The 18,358-nt window shown below is 60.1% G+C and carries 17 protein-coding genes; 8 read left to right on the top strand and 9 right to left on the bottom strand.

The window, feature by feature from the left end; genetic code table 11:
* Positions 1 to 18 precede the first annotated feature (18 nt).
* On the bottom strand, positions 19 to 873 hold the full coding sequence (locus tag KGA82_RS11270; protein ID WP_008029303.1) for an alpha/beta hydrolase: 855 nt from the start codon (positions 871 to 873) through the stop codon (positions 19 to 21).
* Positions 870 to 1,676, bottom strand: a complete 807-nt coding sequence (locus KGA82_RS11265; protein ID WP_008029305.1) for an alpha/beta fold hydrolase — start codon at positions 1,674 to 1,676, stop codon at positions 870 to 872. The genes KGA82_RS11270 and KGA82_RS11265 overlap by 4 nt, the downstream gene beginning before the upstream one ends.
* A gap of 206 nt (positions 1,677 to 1,882) precedes the next feature.
* Here KGA82_RS11265 and KGA82_RS11260 point away from each other — a divergent pair, with 206 nt between their 5' ends.
* The gene (locus KGA82_RS11260; RefSeq protein WP_223450366.1) at positions 1,883 to 4,840 is read left to right on the top strand and encodes an RHS repeat-associated core domain-containing protein; all 2,958 of its coding nucleotides are present in this window, start codon (positions 1,883 to 1,885) and stop codon (positions 4,838 to 4,840) included.
* Between the two features lie 40 nt (positions 4,841 to 4,880).
* Here KGA82_RS11260 and KGA82_RS11255 read toward each other — a convergent pair whose 3' ends face one another.
* From KGA82_RS11255 to KGA82_RS11235, 5 genes are all read right to left on the bottom strand, one after another.
* Entirely contained in the window at positions 4,881 to 5,324 is a 444-nt protein-coding gene (locus tag KGA82_RS11255) for a hotdog fold thioesterase (RefSeq protein ID WP_223437144.1), read from the bottom strand.
* Positions 5,325 to 5,356: 32 nt separating this feature from the next.
* The gene (locus KGA82_RS11250; protein ID WP_223450365.1) at positions 5,357 to 7,024 is read right to left on the bottom strand and encodes an AMP-binding protein; all 1,668 of its coding nucleotides are present in this window, start codon (positions 7,022 to 7,024) and stop codon (positions 5,357 to 5,359) included.
* Positions 7,025 to 7,214: 190 nt separating this feature from the next.
* Positions 7,215 to 7,667: a phosphohistidine phosphatase SixA gene (gene sixA, locus KGA82_RS11245; protein WP_008041615.1), complete on the bottom strand. Its 453-nt coding sequence runs from the start codon at positions 7,665 to 7,667 to the stop codon at positions 7,215 to 7,217.
* Positions 7,664 to 8,011, bottom strand: a complete 348-nt coding sequence (locus KGA82_RS11240) for a DUF4389 domain-containing protein (protein WP_223450364.1) — start codon at positions 8,009 to 8,011, stop codon at positions 7,664 to 7,666. The genes sixA and KGA82_RS11240 overlap by 4 nt, the downstream gene beginning before the upstream one ends.
* Before the next feature lie 31 nt (positions 8,012 to 8,042).
* Positions 8,043 to 9,068 (bottom strand): NAD(P)H-dependent glycerol-3-phosphate dehydrogenase, encoded by a 1,026-nt coding sequence (locus KGA82_RS11235; RefSeq protein ID WP_008029310.1) that lies wholly within the window; start codon positions 9,066 to 9,068, stop codon positions 8,043 to 8,045.
* A gap of 196 nt (positions 9,069 to 9,264) precedes the next feature.
* Between KGA82_RS11235 and KGA82_RS11230 the strand changes: the two genes are divergently transcribed.
* From KGA82_RS11230 to KGA82_RS11200, 7 genes are all read left to right on the top strand, one after another.
* Positions 9,265 to 11,388 carry a TonB-dependent receptor plug domain-containing protein gene (locus KGA82_RS11230; RefSeq protein ID WP_223450363.1) on the top strand — a complete coding sequence of 708 codons (2,124 nt, stop codon included), beginning with the start codon at positions 9,265 to 9,267 and terminating at the stop codon, positions 11,386 to 11,388.
* Complete coding sequence (locus KGA82_RS11225; RefSeq protein WP_223450362.1) at positions 11,389 to 12,321, top strand: ABC transporter substrate-binding protein; 933 nt, start codon at positions 11,389 to 11,391, stop codon at positions 12,319 to 12,321.
* The gene (locus KGA82_RS11220) at positions 12,318 to 14,219 is read left to right on the top strand and encodes an ATP-binding protein (protein ID WP_223450361.1); all 1,902 of its coding nucleotides are present in this window, start codon (positions 12,318 to 12,320) and stop codon (positions 14,217 to 14,219) included. The genes KGA82_RS11225 and KGA82_RS11220 overlap by 4 nt, the downstream gene beginning before the upstream one ends.
* Positions 14,220 to 14,466: 247 nt before the next feature.
* A complete protein-coding gene (gene fabA / locus KGA82_RS11215; protein WP_003179264.1) occupies positions 14,467 to 14,982 on the top strand; it encodes a 3-hydroxyacyl-[acyl-carrier-protein] dehydratase FabA in 516 nt (171 codons plus the stop codon).
* 11 nt (positions 14,983 to 14,993) lie between these two features.
* Complete coding sequence (fabB, locus tag KGA82_RS11210; protein ID WP_008029314.1) at positions 14,994 to 16,214, top strand: beta-ketoacyl-ACP synthase I; 1,221 nt, start codon at positions 14,994 to 14,996, stop codon at positions 16,212 to 16,214.
* Positions 16,215 to 16,268: 54 nt separating this feature from the next.
* Positions 16,269 to 16,526, top strand: coding sequence for a hypothetical protein (locus KGA82_RS11205; protein WP_223450360.1), 258 nt, complete (start codon positions 16,269 to 16,271; stop codon positions 16,524 to 16,526).
* Between the two features lie 72 nt (positions 16,527 to 16,598).
* The gene (locus KGA82_RS11200; protein WP_192420389.1) at positions 16,599 to 16,787 is read left to right on the top strand and encodes a hypothetical protein; all 189 of its coding nucleotides are present in this window, start codon (positions 16,599 to 16,601) and stop codon (positions 16,785 to 16,787) included.
* Between the two features lie 70 nt (positions 16,788 to 16,857).
* Here KGA82_RS11200 and KGA82_RS11195 read toward each other — a convergent pair whose 3' ends face one another.
* Together KGA82_RS11195 and mazG are read right to left on the bottom strand one after the other, a co-directional pair.
* Complete coding sequence (locus tag KGA82_RS11195; RefSeq protein WP_008041629.1) at positions 16,858 to 17,400, bottom strand: DUF2058 domain-containing protein; 543 nt, start codon at positions 17,398 to 17,400, stop codon at positions 16,858 to 16,860.
* Positions 17,401 to 17,428: 28 nt separating this feature from the next.
* Positions 17,429 to 18,262 carry a nucleoside triphosphate pyrophosphohydrolase gene (mazG, locus tag KGA82_RS11190; RefSeq protein WP_223450359.1) on the bottom strand — a complete coding sequence of 278 codons (834 nt, stop codon included), beginning with the start codon at positions 18,260 to 18,262 and terminating at the stop codon, positions 17,429 to 17,431.
* Positions 18,263 to 18,358 lie beyond the last annotated feature (96 nt).

The following is an 18,358-nucleotide window of genomic DNA, read 5'->3' as shown; positions in this document are numbered from 1 at the left end:
ACAGTTGCCCGGCGCAAGTCAAGGAACGGCGAAGAACCGATTGAAACAGTCTGCGACAAGGTCGGCACCGGATTCGTCATTCAGGTGCAAATGATGACCGCCAGGCAGCTGTTCACGGCTAAAGGGTAGACGCTCCAGCAACTCGGGATGTTTGGCGAGCATGCCGTCGGCCGCGACGACCAGCAGCGCAGGACAACTGACGCGCTGGACGAAGGCCATGGCTTGTTCGGTGGTAAGACGCAGCGGCGATGGCAGCGTCAGACGGCTATCGGTGCGCCAGGTGTAACCGCCCGGCACTGGCATCAAGCCGCGTTGCGCCAGCAGTTCGGCGGCCTCGCGACTGACCGCCACCAAACCTTTCATACGCGCTTCGATGGCTCGATCCAGGGTGTTGTAGACCGGTTTGCTTTTCTCTCGCAGGTCCAGTTGCGCTTGCAGGGCCATGCCCATGCGCTCGGCAGCATTTTCGCCTTTGTCTGTAGGAGGAATGATGCCGTCGATCAAGGCCAGGTGCGTAACCCGCTCCGGCAGCGACCCGGCGATGATCAGCGAAGCGATCGCCCCCATGGAGTGCCCCATCAGCGCAAAACGCTTCAAGCCCAGCTGTTCGGCGACTTGCAGCACGTCATGGGCGTAGTCCCACATCGCGTAGCCGGCACCCGTCGGGCGATGCCCGGAATGACCGTGACCGGCCATGTCCAGCGCGATGATGCGCAGCCCTTTGAGCTTCGGCGCCAACCGGGCAAAGCTGTTGGCGTTGTCCAGCCAGCCGTGCAAGGCAATCACCGGCAAACCGTCTTCGGGGCCGAACAGGTGCGCCGCCAGCTCAATGTGCGGCAGGCTCAGGCGGACTTCCTCGACGGCATGGTTCATGCGCAATCCTGCTGATGACGAGCGTCCCAGCGGCTGAACAGGTTTTTCAGCAGCGTGGCGGTGTCCTGGGGACGTTCAAGGGGAAACATGTGGCCGCCGGGCATGGTCAGGGATTCGCCCAACGGCATGCGCCCGACAGAATTGGCGTGATGGCGCATCACCACGCGGCTTTTGTGCCCTCGCACCACCGCCAGCGGCACTTTCAATTGCCGTGCGCGACCGGGACTGGTGTGGGGAACGCCCCGGTAGATGCTGATTTCCGTGGCGGGGTCGAAACGCAGACGCAGTTTGTCGCCGACCTGATGCAGGCCGTGTTGCAGGTAAGCGTCGAAACATTCAGGGTCGAAACCACGAAACAGCGTTTTACCGGCGAAATAACGGCGGGCACTCTCGATATCGGCGAACTCTTCGCGACGCCCCAATGTGCGGCCGGCCGGGGTCAGGCGGTCGATAAAACCGAAACGCTTGGCCGCAAGGATCACCCATTGATCGGCGCGGGTCAGCACCGGTGAATCGAGCATCACCACGCCGCGATACAGCTCGGGACAACGCAATGCCGCATGCAGGTGCAGCACGCCGCCGAAGGAATGGCCGACGCCCCACACCGGTTCCGCCTGTTGCTTGAGGTGATGAATCAGCTCGTCCACCAGGTTGTGCCAGTTGTCATCCGCCGGGAAACGCGGGTCATGGGCGTGCTGCTCCAGATGCGTCACCTGATACTCGGGCGCCAGCGCCGCGAACAACTTGCCGTAGGTCCCGGAGGGGAACCCATTGGCGTGGGCGAAAAATATCTGCTGCGACATACCGGTCGTTCCATCAAACGAAAAACAGAACCTGATTGTCCGCAAGCCCACCGGGAACCGCAATGACCGTAACTGCCAGGAATGATGACAGTCGTGCCGTGGCTATGAGCGGCACGTTGGGTCGGACCTGTTATTTATGACAGTTGACAGTCAATCCTCATGACGCGGATAAGAGCACTGTCGCCAAGCTTCGGGCAATGCCTGTCATGACCCACGCCAACACGCCCGCTATTGCAGTGATCGACTCCCGCGGTCTGGGTGTACGTGCCGTGGCGTATCACCGCCGCGACAATTCTGCAGTCGAAAGCTGCATCACCCAGCAGGTCCACGATGTTGCCGGGCGTGCCGTGCTGAGCCGCGATCCACGGTTGTTTCGTTTACATCAGGCAGGCCAGAGCGCCGCCAATCAAATCAACGCGTTCAGCCTGTCGGGCGCCCTGTTGTTGTCCGAAAACAGTGATGCCGGCTGGCGCCTGGGCTTGCTCGGCGAGGACGGACAAGGCGTCGAAGGATGGGATCAGAAGCTCACCCATAGCCGCCTGCACTACGACGGGCAGCGCCGGCCAATCGCTTCATTCGAGAGCGCCCACGGTGAAGCGCAACGCTGCATCGCAAGGTTTGCCTACGCCGCTGCCAGCGCCGATGAAAGCCTTAACCGGTGTGGTCAACTGATTCGCCAGGACGACACCGCAGGCACTTTGCACAACCTCTCGTTCGGCATTGGCGGCACACCGCTGCAACACAGCCGAACTTTTGTCGAAGATCCGCAATGGTCCGTGGATTGGCCTGCGACGGAGAGCGAACGCGATGGTTTTCTGGAGGATGACCCAGCGATCACTCGCCTTCACTGCAACGCCGTGGGCGACCCCATCAGGCAGACCGACGCAAAAGGTAATACTCAAGCGTTCATTCAGACCCGTGCAGCCGAGCTGAAAGAAGTTCGCCTGACACTGGCCGGGCAGACCGAGGAAAAAACCCTGGTCAGTGACATCCGGTACAACGCTTTCGGTCAGGTCGAGCGGCAACGTGCAGGGAATGGCGTTGTTTCGTGTGCGACTTTTCGCCCTGAAGACGGGCGCCTGGAACAGCTGAAGGCTTACGTGCCAGATCAACCTGCGATCCAGGACCTGACTTACGAGTACGACGCCACAGGCAATATCACTGGCCTGACCGACACTGCCGACCCGACTCGCTATCACCGCAATCAGCGGATCGAACACACCCATCGCTACCGTTATGACAGCCTTTACCGACTGATAGCCGCCACCGGCCGACAGCTTCGCAATGCCGGCGGCGGGCCGCAGTTACCGGCGTTCCAATCTGCGCCCGACCCCGGGCAACTGGAAAATTACACGCGTATTTACACCTACGATGCCGCCGGCAACCTGGAAGTCATGCAGCATCAGGCCGACAGTGCCAGCCGCACCGAACGTACAGCCATCGCCGCTTCCAGCAATCGCAGCCTGCCTCAAAAGAGCAATGGCGAGTTACCCGACGACAATGACATTGCCGCCAGTTACGACCTGAACGGCAACCGCGTGACCCTGCAACCGGGACAAGACTTGCTGTGGGATTTGCGCAACCAATTGCGCCAGATCGATCGAGTGGTGCGTGAGGACGAGCCCGACGACACCGAGATTTACCTCTATGACGGTAGCGGCCAACGCCTGCGAAAGATCCGTCAGGCCTACACCGGCACGTTGACCCGCACCCACGAAACCCGCTACCTGCCGGGTGTGGAAATTCGCTCGTGCGCTGACGAAATCCTTCATGTCATCACGGTGGAGGCCGGGCGCGGCAAGGTGCAGATACTTCATTGGGAGAAAAAACCTGCGTCAGGCATTCCCCAGGACCAGCATCGCTACAGCTTCACCGATCATCTGAAGTCCAGCACCGTCGAGCTGGATGAAGCTGCGCGATTGATCACGTGGGAAAGCTACTACCCGTACGGTGGAACCTGCTGGTGGGCGGGGCGCAGCAAGCTGGAAGCCAGTTACAAAACCATTCGTTATTCAGGGCAGGAACGGGATGCCACGGGTTTGTATTACTACGGGTTTCGTTACTACATGCCTTGGTGTCAGCGGTGGCTGAGTGCGGATCCTGCGGGGACCGCGGACGGATTGAATCTGTATGCGATGGTTCACGCAAATCCGGTGGGGCATGTAGATATCGCCGGACTGATAGATGACCACACGCTACAAACCAGTAACCTGCGCGATGCGTCTTCATCTGCCTTTGTGCGTGATTTCGTTTCCAGGGGTATGTCCGGCGTGGTGCAAATGTCGACCATTGCGGCGTTGAACACCTTGCCCGCCAGTCGTGCTACCAACGCTGCACTGGAGACAACCGCGGGCCTGCTTGATGGGATTGCCGTCGGGATTGTCGGTGGTGGTTTGGCTGCACGGTTTCATCGTAACGCAATGGTATTCGGTGCCATCGGTGGCGTTTTGATAGGCACTTCACCGGCCGCGTTGAGTCATGACAGTGATTCAACGGACGAATCAGAGGTAGAACTGAACCAGACAGCCATCAACCGAATAGGCGCAACGGTAGGCGCTGTCACTCGAGAACTCTTACAACAGATACTCAGGGGGCATGGAGCAAACTTTCCCTGGGGCGATGTCAGCCTGGGAGATCGGGCGCCGACCGTTCATCGAACAGTCTTGGCCTATGCGGTAACTAACACACTCAATGGCGCGTTCGGTCGATTTGTCCCAGATTCCATTCGCAGCTGGCTAGGTCCTTTGATTGAGGGGGCGGATGGCGTTGTCGGCACGTGGCTGCGGGGAAATCATCCAGAAACAAACTATTCAGCCGGTACTTCGCCGATTCAGAGTCCACCGCTCCTCGATACAGCCTTAGGGACGACCGGCAGGATTGCCTCCAGCCTGTTCATTTTCGGCGTGAATACCGCGGTTGAAACTGCGACGGCCAGCATCACCGGCCTGGGTGCCGCCGAACGCGGGGATTCGGTGAACATGCTAAGTGGAGCCATCGCCGGTGCCTTCATCGGGCTCGCTGACTATCGAGCTGTGGTCATGCCAGCCGTTCTAGACGGATACAGTGTATTTAATCCGCAAGTCGCAGATAACATCAGTCCAGACGTCCAGTCAGAGATGTCTAGATCAGGCAGCCGAAGTATCATCCGGCGCCATAGCGTTTAGTGAAGTCTGAAGCTGTCAGTCGAGACCCGGTTCGAAAGGATTATCGAGCCGGCGGGCTCTCCCCCAACGGCACCACCGCCATGGTCAACCGCGACACACAACTGGCCTTGCCCTCATCGCTGGTCAACCGAATGTCCCAGACATGGGTCGTGCGCCCGATGTGAATCGGCTTGGCCACCGCCGTCACCCGTCCGCTGCGCAGCCCCCGCAAATGGTTGGCATTGATCTCAAGGCCCACGCAGTAAAACTTGCTGGCATCGATGCACAGGTAACTGGCCATGGAGCCGACAGTTTCGGCCAACACCACCGAGGCACCACCGTGCAGCAAACCATAAGGCTGGTGAGTGCGGTGGTCGATGACCATGCTCGCGGTCAGGGACTCTTCGTCGAAGGCTTCGAAGCGGATATCCAGCACTTCGCCGATGGTGTTTTTCTGAGTTGCGTTCAACTGCTCGATGTTGGGAGTGGTACGCCACAAACTCATTGCACACATCCTTTGTTGGTTTTGTTCGTGGCTCAATCCTGCCACAGCACCGCTTCGCTATGCTCGCTCCATTCTTCGAACCGGGGGCCGTAAGCCGCTTCGATCACGTTGCGCTTGATCTTCAGGGTTGGCGTCAGGAAGCCGTTTTCCACGGCCCAGCTGTCTTTGACGACAACGAGCCGGCGCAGGCGCTCATGTTTGTCGAGGGCGCCGTTGACCTCTTCGAGCAGTTTTTCCAGGCTTGAATGCAGGCCTGCACGCGCGGTTCCGCCGGCGTCCTGCTGCCCGACTGCCGAGAGCACGCACAACCCCAGCGGCGCGCTCAACCCATCGCCGACCACGCACACTTGCTCGATGCGTGAATGCACCGCCAAACGATTTTCGATCGGCGCCGGGGCCACATATTTGCCTTTGCTGGTCTTGAAGATTTCCTTCAGGCGACCGGTCAGGCGCAGGTTGCCTTCGGCGTCCTGTTCGCCCTTGTCACCGGTGCGCAGGAAGCCGTCCTCGGTGATGGTGTCGGCGGTTTTTTCCGGTTCCTTGAAATACCCGAGCATGGTTGCGCCACTGCGCACCAAGACCTCGCCCGATTCGGCGATCCGCACTTCAACGTCGGGGCAAGGCTTGCCGATCCAGCCCGGTTTGTTGTCGCCGGGCCGGCCGATGTGGGAATACCCGCAGCTTTCGGTCATGCCGTAGACCTCCAGCACGTCCAGCCCGAGTTTGCGGTACCACAGCAACAACGTCTGCGGCACCGGCGCGGCGCCGGACAACGCGACGCGCAAGGCGTCCAGCCCCAGCCCGGCGAGCACTTTGTGCCCTACCCGTTTGCCGATGAAGGGCAGCCCGAGCAGGAAGTCGAGGCGTTTTGCCGGGATCTTGCCGTACACGCCCATCTGGAATTTGGTCCAGATGCGTGGCACGCCGAACAGCGCAGTCGGCCGCGCACGCTGCAAATCAGTCAGGAAGGTGTCGAGGCTCTCGGCAAAGAACACGGTTTGCCCGGTGTAGATAGACGCCAGTTCGACGAACATGCGTTCGGCGACGTGGCACAACGGCAGGTAAGACAGCAATCGATCCGACTCATTGAGGCCGAACAACTGCGTGCCACGGGTGGTGGCGAACCCCAGATTACCGAAGCTGTGCATGACGCCTTTGGGCATGCCGGTGGTGCCGGAGGTGTAAATGATGGTCGCCAGTTGGTCAGCGGCAGGTTTGGGGTCGTCCTGGATCGGTGAGCAGGCTTGCAGGTCGGCCCAACTGAAATCGAAGGTGCCCGGCGGGTGCAACGGCAGGCTGATGGTCGGCAAGTCGGGATTGACCCCGCGGGACATGCCGGGCCAGTCGTCGAGTTTGCCGATGAACGCCAGCGCCGCTTCGGAGTGTTGAAGTACTTGCGCGACGGATTCGGCAGTGAGGTTCGGGTACAACGGCACCGACACATGCCCGGCCATCCAGATTGCCAGGTCGGCGATGATCCAGTGGGCGCAGTTTTTCGAGATCAGGGCGATGTGGCTGCCTTGCGGCAGTTCACGGGCGCGCAGCCAGTGCGCGGCGCAGCGAGCCTGATGGCCGACGTCTTCCCAGGTCAGGGTCTCGACCTGGCCACCACCCGTGGGCTGGACCAGAAAGCGCTGGCGGGGATGACGGGATTCGCGCTCGTAGAAGACGTCCAGCGGCAAACGAAAAGCAGCAGACATGCGACTCGCTCCTTTATTTTTGGTCTGGAGCAAGCGTAGTCAACCAAGCGATTGCTTGGTTGACTATTTCATTACAAAAAATCAGTTACGGCGCCGAACACTGTAGGAGCGAGGCTTGCCCGCGAAGGGGCCCTAGAAGGCGCTAAAAGCTTCGCGGGCAAGCCTCGCTCCTACAAAAGCAAAATAATCGTTACGGGTGTTTGAGGCTGTTGAGCTTCATCGATCCGATCAACAACTCATTGTGCTCAAGTTCGGCCAGGCCGGCGGTGCTGACTTTTTCCGGTGGATAGCCGGCGCCATGTTGCAGGTAGCTCAACAAGTTACCCACCAGCGGATTGTGACTGACCAAAAGGACGTCACTCACCGACACCAACTGCTCGGCCACTTTGTCCGGGTCGGTTTCCGGGGTCAGCCAGTCGACTGTACGAATCTCCGGTTCGAAGCCCAGAGCCTCACGGACCAGTTGCGCAGTTTCCTGCGCTCGCAGGTAAGGGCTGGCATAGATCGCGGTGACGGGCTGCCCCATCAACCGCGCAGCACTGCGCAGCACTTCTTCACGACCGTGGGTAGTCAATGTCCGTTCGGAGTCCGGACGCGAGCCGTAAGGCTCGGCTTCCCCATGACGCAATACCCAGAGTTTCATAGTTTGGGTTCCTCATCTCGGGCCGGATGCGGCGCAGGCGCCACGACGTGTGGCGCTTCACCTTCCGGTGTACGCGGCGTCGGCCAGTCAGCGAACGGCCAGGGTTTCTGGTCGCTGTGAAACGTGCCGAAACGACCGATCTGCGCCAGGAACTGGCTCAGGCTGTCGCCGAAATTCATCAGGCTGGCGCTCGGGGCGCCATAGATCAAACGATAGACCAGTTGCACCAGCACCACGGCGCCGAGGATGAACTGCGCCACCTGCCAGACCAGCAGGAAGACGATCATCCACAACACCCGCAGCAGGATGGATTCGTACTTGGCTTCTACTTTCGGATCGTTCATGTGCAATTCCCTGCCTGTTTTAAAAGCGTGATCAGTTAAAACCACTGGTGGAAATAAAGTCGACGTCGGTTTTCGGTTCGCCACGCATCAGCAGTTCAATGACCTGATTCAGCGTGCGCCCTTCGAACAGGATCGCGTGCAGCCCGGCGACCAGCGGCATATAGACACCAACTTCCTGGGCCTTGGCCTTGAGCACTTTCAGGGTGTTCACACCTTCGGCGACTTCGCCCAGGCGTGTCACCGCGTCTTCCAGGCTCAAGCCCTGACCGAGGGCGAAGCCAACCTGGTAGTTACGGCTTTTCGGCGACGAACAGGTGACGATCAAGTCCCCCACCCCGGCCAGTCCCAGAAAGGTCATGGGGTTGGCGCCCTGATTCACCGCGAAGCGGGTCATTTCCGCCAGCGCCCGGGTGATCAGCATGCTCTTGGTGTTTTCGCCCATGCCCAGCGCCACCGCCATGCCGGCGATGATCGCGTAGACGTTTTTCAGCGCCCCGCCCAACTCCACGCCGAAACGGTCGGCGCTGGCGTACACGCGAAAGGTGCGCCCGTGCAGCGCTTCCTGGACCCGTTGGCAGAGTTCTTCGTCTTCGCTGGCGACTACCGTGGCGGTCAGCGCGTGCTCAGCGATTTCACGGGCCAGGTTCGGGCCGGACAGCACGCCGATGCGCGCTTGCGGGGCGATTTCTTCGAGGATCTCGCTCATCAGTTTAAAGGTGTGGGCTTCGATGCCTTTGGTCAGGCTCACCAGCAATTTGCCGCTCAAGCGATCGGCGTGCGGAACCAGCACCGCGCGCAGCGCGCTGGAAGGCAGCGCGACAAAACACAGATCGCAGGCGTCCAGCGTGGCTTGCAGGTCGGTGACCGCTTCCACTCCCGGCAGAATCTTGATGCCCTTGAGGTAACGCGGATTCTCGCGATTGACCCGAATGGCCTCGGCCTGCTCGGGGTCACGCATCCACTGCCGGACCTGATGCCCGTTCTCGGCCAGCAGATTAGCCACGGCGGTACCAAAACTTCCGCCTCCCAGGACCGCAATTGGGCGCTGTTCAGTCATATGCAATCCGTTAATCCATACCAATGGCGATGTCGGCATTATACGGAGCGGCCCAGTGGCGGCCAGCCCCCGCGTCAATTACCGGCACTTGTAGAAAGAAGACTGATAAATCCGAGGAAAATGCCGGCATCGTGACTGAAAAAGTCGACCCGCTCGGTTAACATGCGCGCCCATTAATCGCTATCAAGGATGTGTTGTGTCGTTTGGCCCCGCTGCACCTCGCTCACCGCTGGTCCTGGCGCTGATATTCAGCCCGCCATTGCTGGCCGACGACCTGTTTCTCGACAACGAGCCGGTGCCGCAAGTGCTGACGGCTACGCGTCTTAAACAGTCGCCGGCGGCGGTTCCGGGAAGCATGACGGTGATCGACAGCGAACTGATCAACGCCAGTGGCGCCCGTGACATCAGTGAATTGCTGCGACTGGTGCCGGGGATGATGGTCGGCAACATCAGCGGCAATCAGGCGGCGGTGAACTATCACGGCACCAACGCCAGCGAAGCGCGGCGCATGCAGGTGCTGATCGACGGGCGCTCGGTGTACCGCGCCGGCCTGGCCACGGTCGACTGGAGCGACATTCCGGTGGCCATGGAAGACATCGAGCGCATCGAGGTTTTCCGCGGCCCGAACACGGTCAGCTATGGCGCCAATGCGTTGATGGCGGTGGTCAACATCATCACCCGCAACCCGGCCGACAGCCATGGTACGCGGGTCAAAGTCACCCGTGGTCAGCGCGGCATCGATGACTTTTACGCCAGTCAGGGCGTGGGTTGGGACGGTGGCGACATGCGCCTGTCGCTGTCCGGCCAGCAGGACGACGGCTTTGACTCGGACCGCCGCGGCGCCGATTACCGCGACAGCCGCCGCTTGAACCGTTTCAACCTCGCCGTCAGCCAGGCGCTCAACGAACAGCAAAGCCTCGATTGGCAATTGAATGCCAAGGATGGGAGCAACCAGCGACCTTATACCTACCGCCCGGTGTTTTCGGGGATTACCGCCGCCGGGAACAATTCCGACGTTGTGGCCAAGGACTATGCCGGTTCCCTGCGCTGGAACCTCGATGTTAATCCTGATCACAGCCTTTATATCCAGGGCTCGGCCCAGCACTGGGATCGTCAGCAGACCTGGCGCGCCTGCGACGCCGAGGTTTCGTTCAGCCCTGAACTGACCGAGCTCTGGCAGCTCAATCCGAATTACACCGAGCGCCTGGCGCGCAATATCGAGCGTTACGTCGGCCTCGGCGCACCGTCCGGCACGCCGGCAGAACAAGCCTTGGCGAATAAAGTGCTCGACCAGTGGCGCAACGGCGCCCGCCAAACCTTGTGCGGCGACATCGACCAGAGCACCCGCGAGACGCGCTACGACCTCGAACTGCAAGACACCCTCAGCCTGTCCGACAGTCTGCGACTGGTCAGCGGCCTGAACTATCGTTACGACCGGGCAGATTCCGAGACCTACTTCAATGGCACGCTCGACGACACGACATGGCGCGCGTTCGGCCAGCTCGAGTGGCGCGCAAGCGAACACTGGCTGTTACAGGGCGGTGCAATGTTCGAAGACACGCAATTGATCGGCAGCTCGCTGACGCCGCGCGTGGCGGTCAACTATCTGATCACTCCGCGCCACGGTTTGCGTGCGGTGTATTCGGAAGCCATCCGCTCGCCGGACATGTTCGAGAACAACGTCAACTGGAGTTACCGGGTGACCAACCTGCAACCCGCTGCCTACGGCCAGAACAGCGCCCGCTATTTCGTCAAGACCCGCGGTCCCGGCAATCTCGACCAGGAACACATGCGCTCGCGGGAACTGGGCTACAACGGCTACTTCGCCGAGTGGAGGCTGGCGGTGGACGTGAAGGTGTTTCACGACGAAATCACCGGCATGATCAGCGAACCGCTACGCAACAATCAGTACATCGCCAGCAACGCCAACAGCTCGCGCTTCACCGGTACGGAAACCCAGCTCGACTGGCGCCTGAGCAGTGCCGATCGCTTGCGCCTGACCTACGCCTATGTCGATGCCGAGGCAAGCAACCCGCTGGATGCGCAACAGACCGCGCGCAACAGTGGCTCCGCCGGTTGGCTGCGCGATTGGGGCCACGGCTGGAACAGTGCGCTCTTCTACTATGGTGACGACGCGCTCAACGGCTATCGCTTTGAGCGGGTCGACACGCGCATCGCCAAGCGCGTTGGCCTGGGCAAGGCCAGCCTGGAACTGGCCGGCGTGCTTCAACAGCGCCTGGACAATCAACCCACGACGTTCATCGACAACCGCTATGACGAGCGGCGAGTGCTCTACTTCAGCGCGGAGCTGGCGTTCTAAATGTTGCGCTCTCTATCACGGATGATGCCAAACCCTGGCCACCTGCTGGCCGGGTTGTGCCTGGTGTTTGCCGGGTGGCTGGGTAGCCTTTCGGTCAACGCTGCCGAAATTCTGCTGACCGGCGCCGACGACAGCCCGGGCATGCAGTCGTTTGCCAAGGCCCTGAGCGACCTGCGCCCGGCTGACAACGTTCGCTTTCAGCCACTGGCCAATCTGCCGACACCGGACAAATTGCCCGCCGGCACCCGGTTGATCCTGCTGGATCTGCCGAGCCTCGACTGGCGCCTGCAAGACGCCCGAGGCCCGGCGACGCTGGTGCTGCGCATCAGCCGCCTGCAAGCCCGCCAACGCCTGGGGGCAACCGTGCCGGCGCATTTGAGCCTGTTGTGGAGCGACCCGCCGCTGGATCGGCAATTACGCCTGACCCGAATCCTGTTGCCTCAGGTCAAACGGGTCGGGGTGCTTTACGACAGCCACAGCGAATTTCTCCTGGGCGAACTGCGCGAGATCGCCAAGCCCCTGGGTTTCGAAATCGTCACCGAGCGCTGGGACAATACCCATGACAGCCGACCGTTGCAGACACTGCTGAAAAACAGTGACGTGCTGCTGGGCCTCGACGATCCCGACCTGTACAACCCCAAAACCGCGAAAAACCTGCTGCTCAGCAGCTACACACGGCAAACCGCACTGATCGGCCCCAACGCCGGGTTCGTCAAGGCCGGAAGCCTGACCAGCACCTACAGCGACCAGAGTGACTGGCTGGCGATTCTCGACGATCTGCTCGACCGGCCACCGGCCACGTGGCCGCGCACGCACTACGCCAATCGCTTCAAAGTGTTGAGTAACCCACAAGTGGCTCGTTCGTTAGGCATTGAACAGATTAATGAAGCGTTGGTCGCAACACAGCTGGCCGAAGGAGAACGCCGCCCATGACTTTCCGTCGTCGTTGGGACATCAACACGCGAACCCAGATCATCAGCCTCGGCCCTGCCCTGCTGCTGACCTTGCTGCTGATCAGTTTCTTCACCTTCGTGCGGATCCAGGACCTGCGTCAGGAGCTCAATCACACCGGCCAACTGATCGCCAACCAACTGGCGCCGGCCGCCGAGTACGGGGTGATTTCCGGCAACAACGAGGTGCTTGAAAGTTTGCTCAAGGCCACCCTGGCCACGCCCAATGTGCGCTTTCTGGAAGTCCAGGACAGCGCCAACCGGATTCTGGTGTACGTCGAGCACCCCTCGGAAACCTACACCCGCTCGCAACAGGTCGAAGTGTTCCAGGCGCCGGTGCGCTTGCAACGCATCGCACTGCACAATGATTTCTTCCAGGGTGGCAAAGTCACTGGCGCCGCCCCCGCCGAAGATTATCTGGGGCGGGTGATCGTCGGCCTGTCGAACGACGCCTTCAGCAAGCGCCAACAGGAAATCCTCTTCAAGGCCGGTGTCCTCGCGCTGTTCGCCTTGCTGTTCACCTTCCTGATTGCCCGGCGCCTGGCCGGCAGCCTGTCGCAGCCGATCCGCGACATCGGCAACGCGGTCAAGGCGATCCAGAGCGGCGACTACAAAACGCCATTGCCGATTGTCGACGACACCGAACTCGGCGCGCTGTCGCAGCACATCAACAACCTCGCCAGCGGTCTGGAACAGGCCAGCCGCGAACAGCATCAGGCCATGGCGCAGTTGATCCAGACGCGCGAAGAGGCGGAAAAAGCCAACAACGCCAAATCGGACTTCCTGGCGATGATGAGCCATGAATTGCGCACACCGATGAATGGCGTGCTCGGCATGCTGCAACTGCTGGAAACCACCGATATGACCGCGGAGCAGGTCGAGTACGCGGCGCTGGCCTCGGAGTCCACCGAACACTTGCTCAAAGTCATCAACGACATTCTCGACTTCTCGCGCATTGAACGTTCAGAGCTGGAACTGGAGCACATCCCGTTCAACCTCGCGGACCTGATCGGCAGTTGCGCCCAGTCGTTCTCGCACAGCGCGATACAACGCGGGCTCGACCTGGCGTTGCTGATTCCCGAGGACATGCGTGACTTGCAGGTGCAGGGCGACCCGACGCGGATCCGGCAAATCCTGGTGAACCTGGTGGGCAATGCGCTGAAGTTCACCGAAAAAGGACGCGTCAGCATCGAGCCGCAGTGGCAGTCGCTGGATCACGAACTGTTGTGGTTCACCTGCACCGTGCGCGACAGCGGGATTGGTATCTCGGCCGAAAGCCTGGAATTGATGTTCAACGCGTTCCAGCAGGCCGACAGTTCTATTTCAAGGCGTTACGGCGGCACCGGGCTGGGACTGCCGATTGCCCGCACCCTGGCAGAACGCATGGGCGGAACCTTGCGCGCCCAGAGCGAGGAAGGTCGCGGCTCGGTGTTCACCCTGGAAATCCCGCTGGCGCTGTATAAACAGAAGCTGCCGGTACTGACACCGCGCACACCGACCGGCAGCGGTGACGGTGAAGGACGCAATGTGCTGTTGGTCGAGGACAACCCGGTCAACCAGACCGTTATCGAAGCAATGTTGCGCAGTCTGGGCTTTACTGTCAGCGTCGCCACCGATGGCGCTCAAGCGGTGCGAAGTGCCGAAAGTCTGATTTTCGAAGCGATTCTGATGGACTGCCGACTGCCGATCATTGACGGCTACGAGGCCACCCGCCAGATCCGCCAATTGCCCGGCTGCACTGACCTGCCGATCATCGCGCTGACCGCCAACGCCTTGCAGGGCGACCGCGAAGCCTGTTTATCGGCGGGAATGAACGATTACCTGGCCAAGCCCTTCAAACGCACTGATCTGCAGCAGATTCTGCAGCGATGGGTGCAGTAGTGCAGGCCTTTCGACCATCTGCGACTGGCGTGAAAGGCGAAAGTGCGGCAGTCTTAGGCACCCGAACAGGCCCGAAAAGGGGCTTGAATAATAATTTCAGTGCACAAGTGTACATTCATGTCCTTGGTGCTGTGACTTTCACCACAACGCAATAGTCTATGAGTAGGCTGCCGATTCGAGGCATGAACGCTTCGATCGGTCGGGAAGATTTGCCCCACCTGCCGCATGGGACTATTGAGGAGCTCGCATGACCAAACAAAACGCCTTTACTCGGGAAGACCTGCTGCGCTGCAGTCGCGGTGAGCTGTTCGGCCCAGGTAACGCGCAACTGCCCGCCCCGAACATGCTGATGGTGGATCGCATCACCCTGATCAGCGAAGAAGGCGGCAAGTACGGCAAAGGTGAATTGGTCGCCGAGCTGGATATCACTCCGGATCTGTGGTTTTTCGCCTGTCACTTCGAAGGTGACCCGGTGATGCCAGGCTGCCTGGGCCTCGACGCCATGTGGCAACTGGTCGGTTTCTTCCTCGGCTGGCAAGGCCTGCCGGGCCGTGGCCGCGCCCTGGGTTCGGGCGAAGTGAAGTTCTTTGGTCAGGTTCTGCCGACCGCGAAGAAAGTGACCTATAACATTCATATCAAGCGCGTCCTCAAAGGCAAGCTGAACCTGGCCATCGCCGATGGTTCGGTGACTGTCGACGGTCGCGAGATCTACACCGCCGAAGGCCTCCGGGTCGGCGTTTTCACCTCCACTGACAACTTCTAAGGGTTATCCGCATGCGCCGCGTCGTTATCACTGGTCTGGGCATCGTTTCGTGCCTGGGCAATGACAAAGAGACCGTCTCCGCTAACCTGCGTGCAAGCCGCCCTGGCATCCGGTTCAACCCGGAATATGCCGAAATGGGTCTGCGTAGCCAGGTTTCCGGCTCCATCGACCTTCCCCTCGAAGAACTGATCGATCGCAAGATCTATCGCTTCGTCGGCCACGCGGCGGCTTACGCCTATCTGGCCATGAAAGACGCCATCGCCGACTCCGGTCTGACCGATGAGCAAGTCTCCAACCCGCGTACCGGCCTGATCGCCGGTTCCGGTGGCGCCTCCACGCTGAACCAGATGGAAGCGCTGGACATCCTGCGCGAGAAAGGCGTGAAGCGCGTTGGTCCATACCGCGTGACGCGGACCATGGGCAGCACCGTTTCCGCCTGCCTGGCCACGCCGTTCCAGATCAAGGGCGTGAACTACTCGATCTCCTCCGCCTGCGCCACCAGTGCTCACTGCATCGGTACTGCGGTCGAGCAGATCCAGTTGGGCAAGCAGGACATCGTATTTGCCGGCGGCGGTGAAGAAGAACATTGGAGCCAGTCGTTCCTGTTCGACGCCATGGGCGCACTGTCCACCCAGTACAACGAAACCCCGGAAAAGGCCTCCCGCGCCTACGACGCCAAGCGTGACGGTTTCGTCATCGCCGGCGGTGGCGGCATGGTGGTAGTCGAGGAGCTGGAACACGCTCTGGCTCGCGGCGCGAAAATCTACGCGGAAATCGTTGGCTACGGCGCGACCTCCGACGGCTACGACATGGTTGCCCCAAGCGGTGAAGGCGCCATCCGTTGCATGCAGATGGCCATGTCCACCGTTGACGCACCTATCGACTACCTCAACACCCACGGGACCTCGACTCCGGTCGGCGACACCAAGGAAATGGAAGGCGTGCGTGCGGTATTCGGCGACAAGGCTCCGGCCATCAGCTCTACCAAGAGCCTGTCCGGTCACTCCCTGGGCGCCGCTGGCGTTCACGAAGCGATCTACTGCCTGCTGATGATGGAAGGCAACTTCATGGCGGGTTCCGCCAACATCGACGAGCTGGACCCAGCAGTGGCAGACATGCCGATCCTGACCAAGACTCGCGAAGACGTCGCCTTCAACACCGTGATGAGCAACAGCTTCGGCTTCGGTGGTACCAACGCTACTTTGGTACTGAAGCGCTGGCAGGGTAAGTAATACCCCGCCGCTACGCTGCACACAAAAACGCCCCGACTGGTTCGGGGCGTTTTTTTGTCTGAAGAAAATAAATTCACCGCGATTTCTTCTGTAGGAGCCGGCTTGCTGGCGATCCAGTCGACGCGGTTGTTCAGACGCATTGCGTTATCGTTCATCGTCAGCAAGCCGGCTCCTACAGGCTTTGTTTGCTGGAAACATGAAGCTTTTGTCATGAAGCTCAAAGCCCTGCGACCGAATGTCGCGTATTACGCGGGCTGCAGCACTTTTACAGAATTGGCAAGAGTGCGTTACCAAACGCAGTCGTTTACTTAGCAAGCTAACCAAATATATAACTGAGTCCTGCACACGCCTTGCTGCAGATATCACAGAGATTGGAGCTAGCAGATGACTGTAAAAGTAACTGAACGCGACGATTCACATAAATCCCACGAAGGCGTAGCCGCCGGCATCCGGATCTGGGACGTGCACCAACAAGGCATGTTGGTTGGGATGTTCCACTCCGAAACCGACGCCCACAGCTACAAGGCCGAACTGGAAACACTGGAGCAACAACGAGAGCTCCGATCCGCATAAGCAACGACAGCATTGAAAACGACAAACCCCGCCATGAGCGGGGTTTGTCGTTGTAGCAGTCGTTAACCGCTTACCACATCAGATCATCAGGAATCTGATAGGCCGCGTACGGATCGTCTTCAGCCGCCGCTTCTTCGGTCTGCACATTCAGCTGCACGATGCGCTGCGGATCGCGTTCCTGGATCTTCAGGGCCGCCTCACGCGGGATCACTTCGTAGCCGCCGGCATGGTGCACGATCGCCAGCGAGCCGTTGCTGAGCTTGTTGCGCATCAGCGCGTTGACCGACAGGCGCTTGACCTTCTTGTCGTCAACGAAGTTGTAGTAGTCCTCGGTGGTCAGCTTCGGCAGGCGCGAGACTTCGATCAATTGCTTGACCTGCGCGGCACGGGCCTTGGCCTCGGCTTTCTCTTGCTGCTGACGGTTCAGCTCCTGGTCACGCTTGACCTTCTCGGCCAGTGCTTCCTGCGCCAGACGCTGCTGGGTGTCATCCTGTTCAATCTGACCTTTATGGACCAGACGCTGCTGCTTCTGCTTCTCTTTGCCGACCTGCTTGGCCTGCTTTTGGTTGACCAGCCCTGCCTTTAGCAACTGGTCGCGAAGGGAAATGCTCATGGTGCTTATTTCTCACTTAGGCCACTGCTCAACCGCAGCTGGGCAAATTCTTTTCCTGACGTTTGGCTTCGCCCCACAAGGCGTCCAACTCTTCGAGGGTGCAATCTTCTATGGGACGGTGGGTGTCGCGCAATGCCTGTTCGATAAAACGGAAGCGTCTTTCGAATTTGCTGTTGGCACCGCGCAAGGCGGTTTCCGGATCGACCTTTAAATGACGCGCCAGATTGACCACGGAAAACAGCAGGTCACCGACTTCATCGGCAATCGCTGCCGAGTCGTTGTCGGCCATGGCTTCGAGCAATTCATCGAGCTCTTCGCGGACTTTATCCAGCACCGGCAACGCATCCGGCCAGTCGAAACCGACCTGCCCTGCGCGCTTTTGCAACTTGGCCGAACGGGATAACGCCGGCAACGCGGCGGGCACGTCGTCGAGCAAGGACAGTTGTTGCGGCGCCGCGGATTTCTCGGCGCGCTCTTCAGCCTTGATTTCTTCCCAGCGCTGCTTGACCTGCTCTTCACTCAGACGCGGAACATCCAGCGGCGCGTACAGATCGCCGGTGGGGAACACGTGGGGATGACGACGGATCAACTTGCGGGTGATGCTGTCGATGACGCCGGCAAATTCGAAGCGCCCTTCTTCCCGGGCCAGTTGGCTGTAATAAACCACCTGGAACAGCAAATCGCCCAGCTCGCCTTGCAAGTGATCGAAGTCTCCACGCTCGATCGCGTCGGCGACTTCGTAGGCTTCCTCAAGGGTGTGCGGGACGATGGTCGCGTAGGTTTGCTTGATGTCCCACGGGCAGCCGAACTGCGGGTCGCGCAGACGGCTCATCAGGTGCAACAAATCTTCAAGTGAATACATCTTTTAGTAATCTCTACGCTCTGTAGGAGCGAGGCTTGCCCGCGAAAGCTGCATGTCTGACACACCGTTTTCGCGGGCAAGCCTCGCTCCTACAGA

The organism is Pseudomonas sp. BF-RE-22, assembly GCF_019956155.1.
In the GTDB taxonomy this organism is placed as follows: Bacteria; Pseudomonadota; Gammaproteobacteria; order Pseudomonadales; family Pseudomonadaceae; genus Aquipseudomonas; species Aquipseudomonas migulae.
This window is presented reverse-complemented; position numbering and strand designations above follow the sequence as displayed.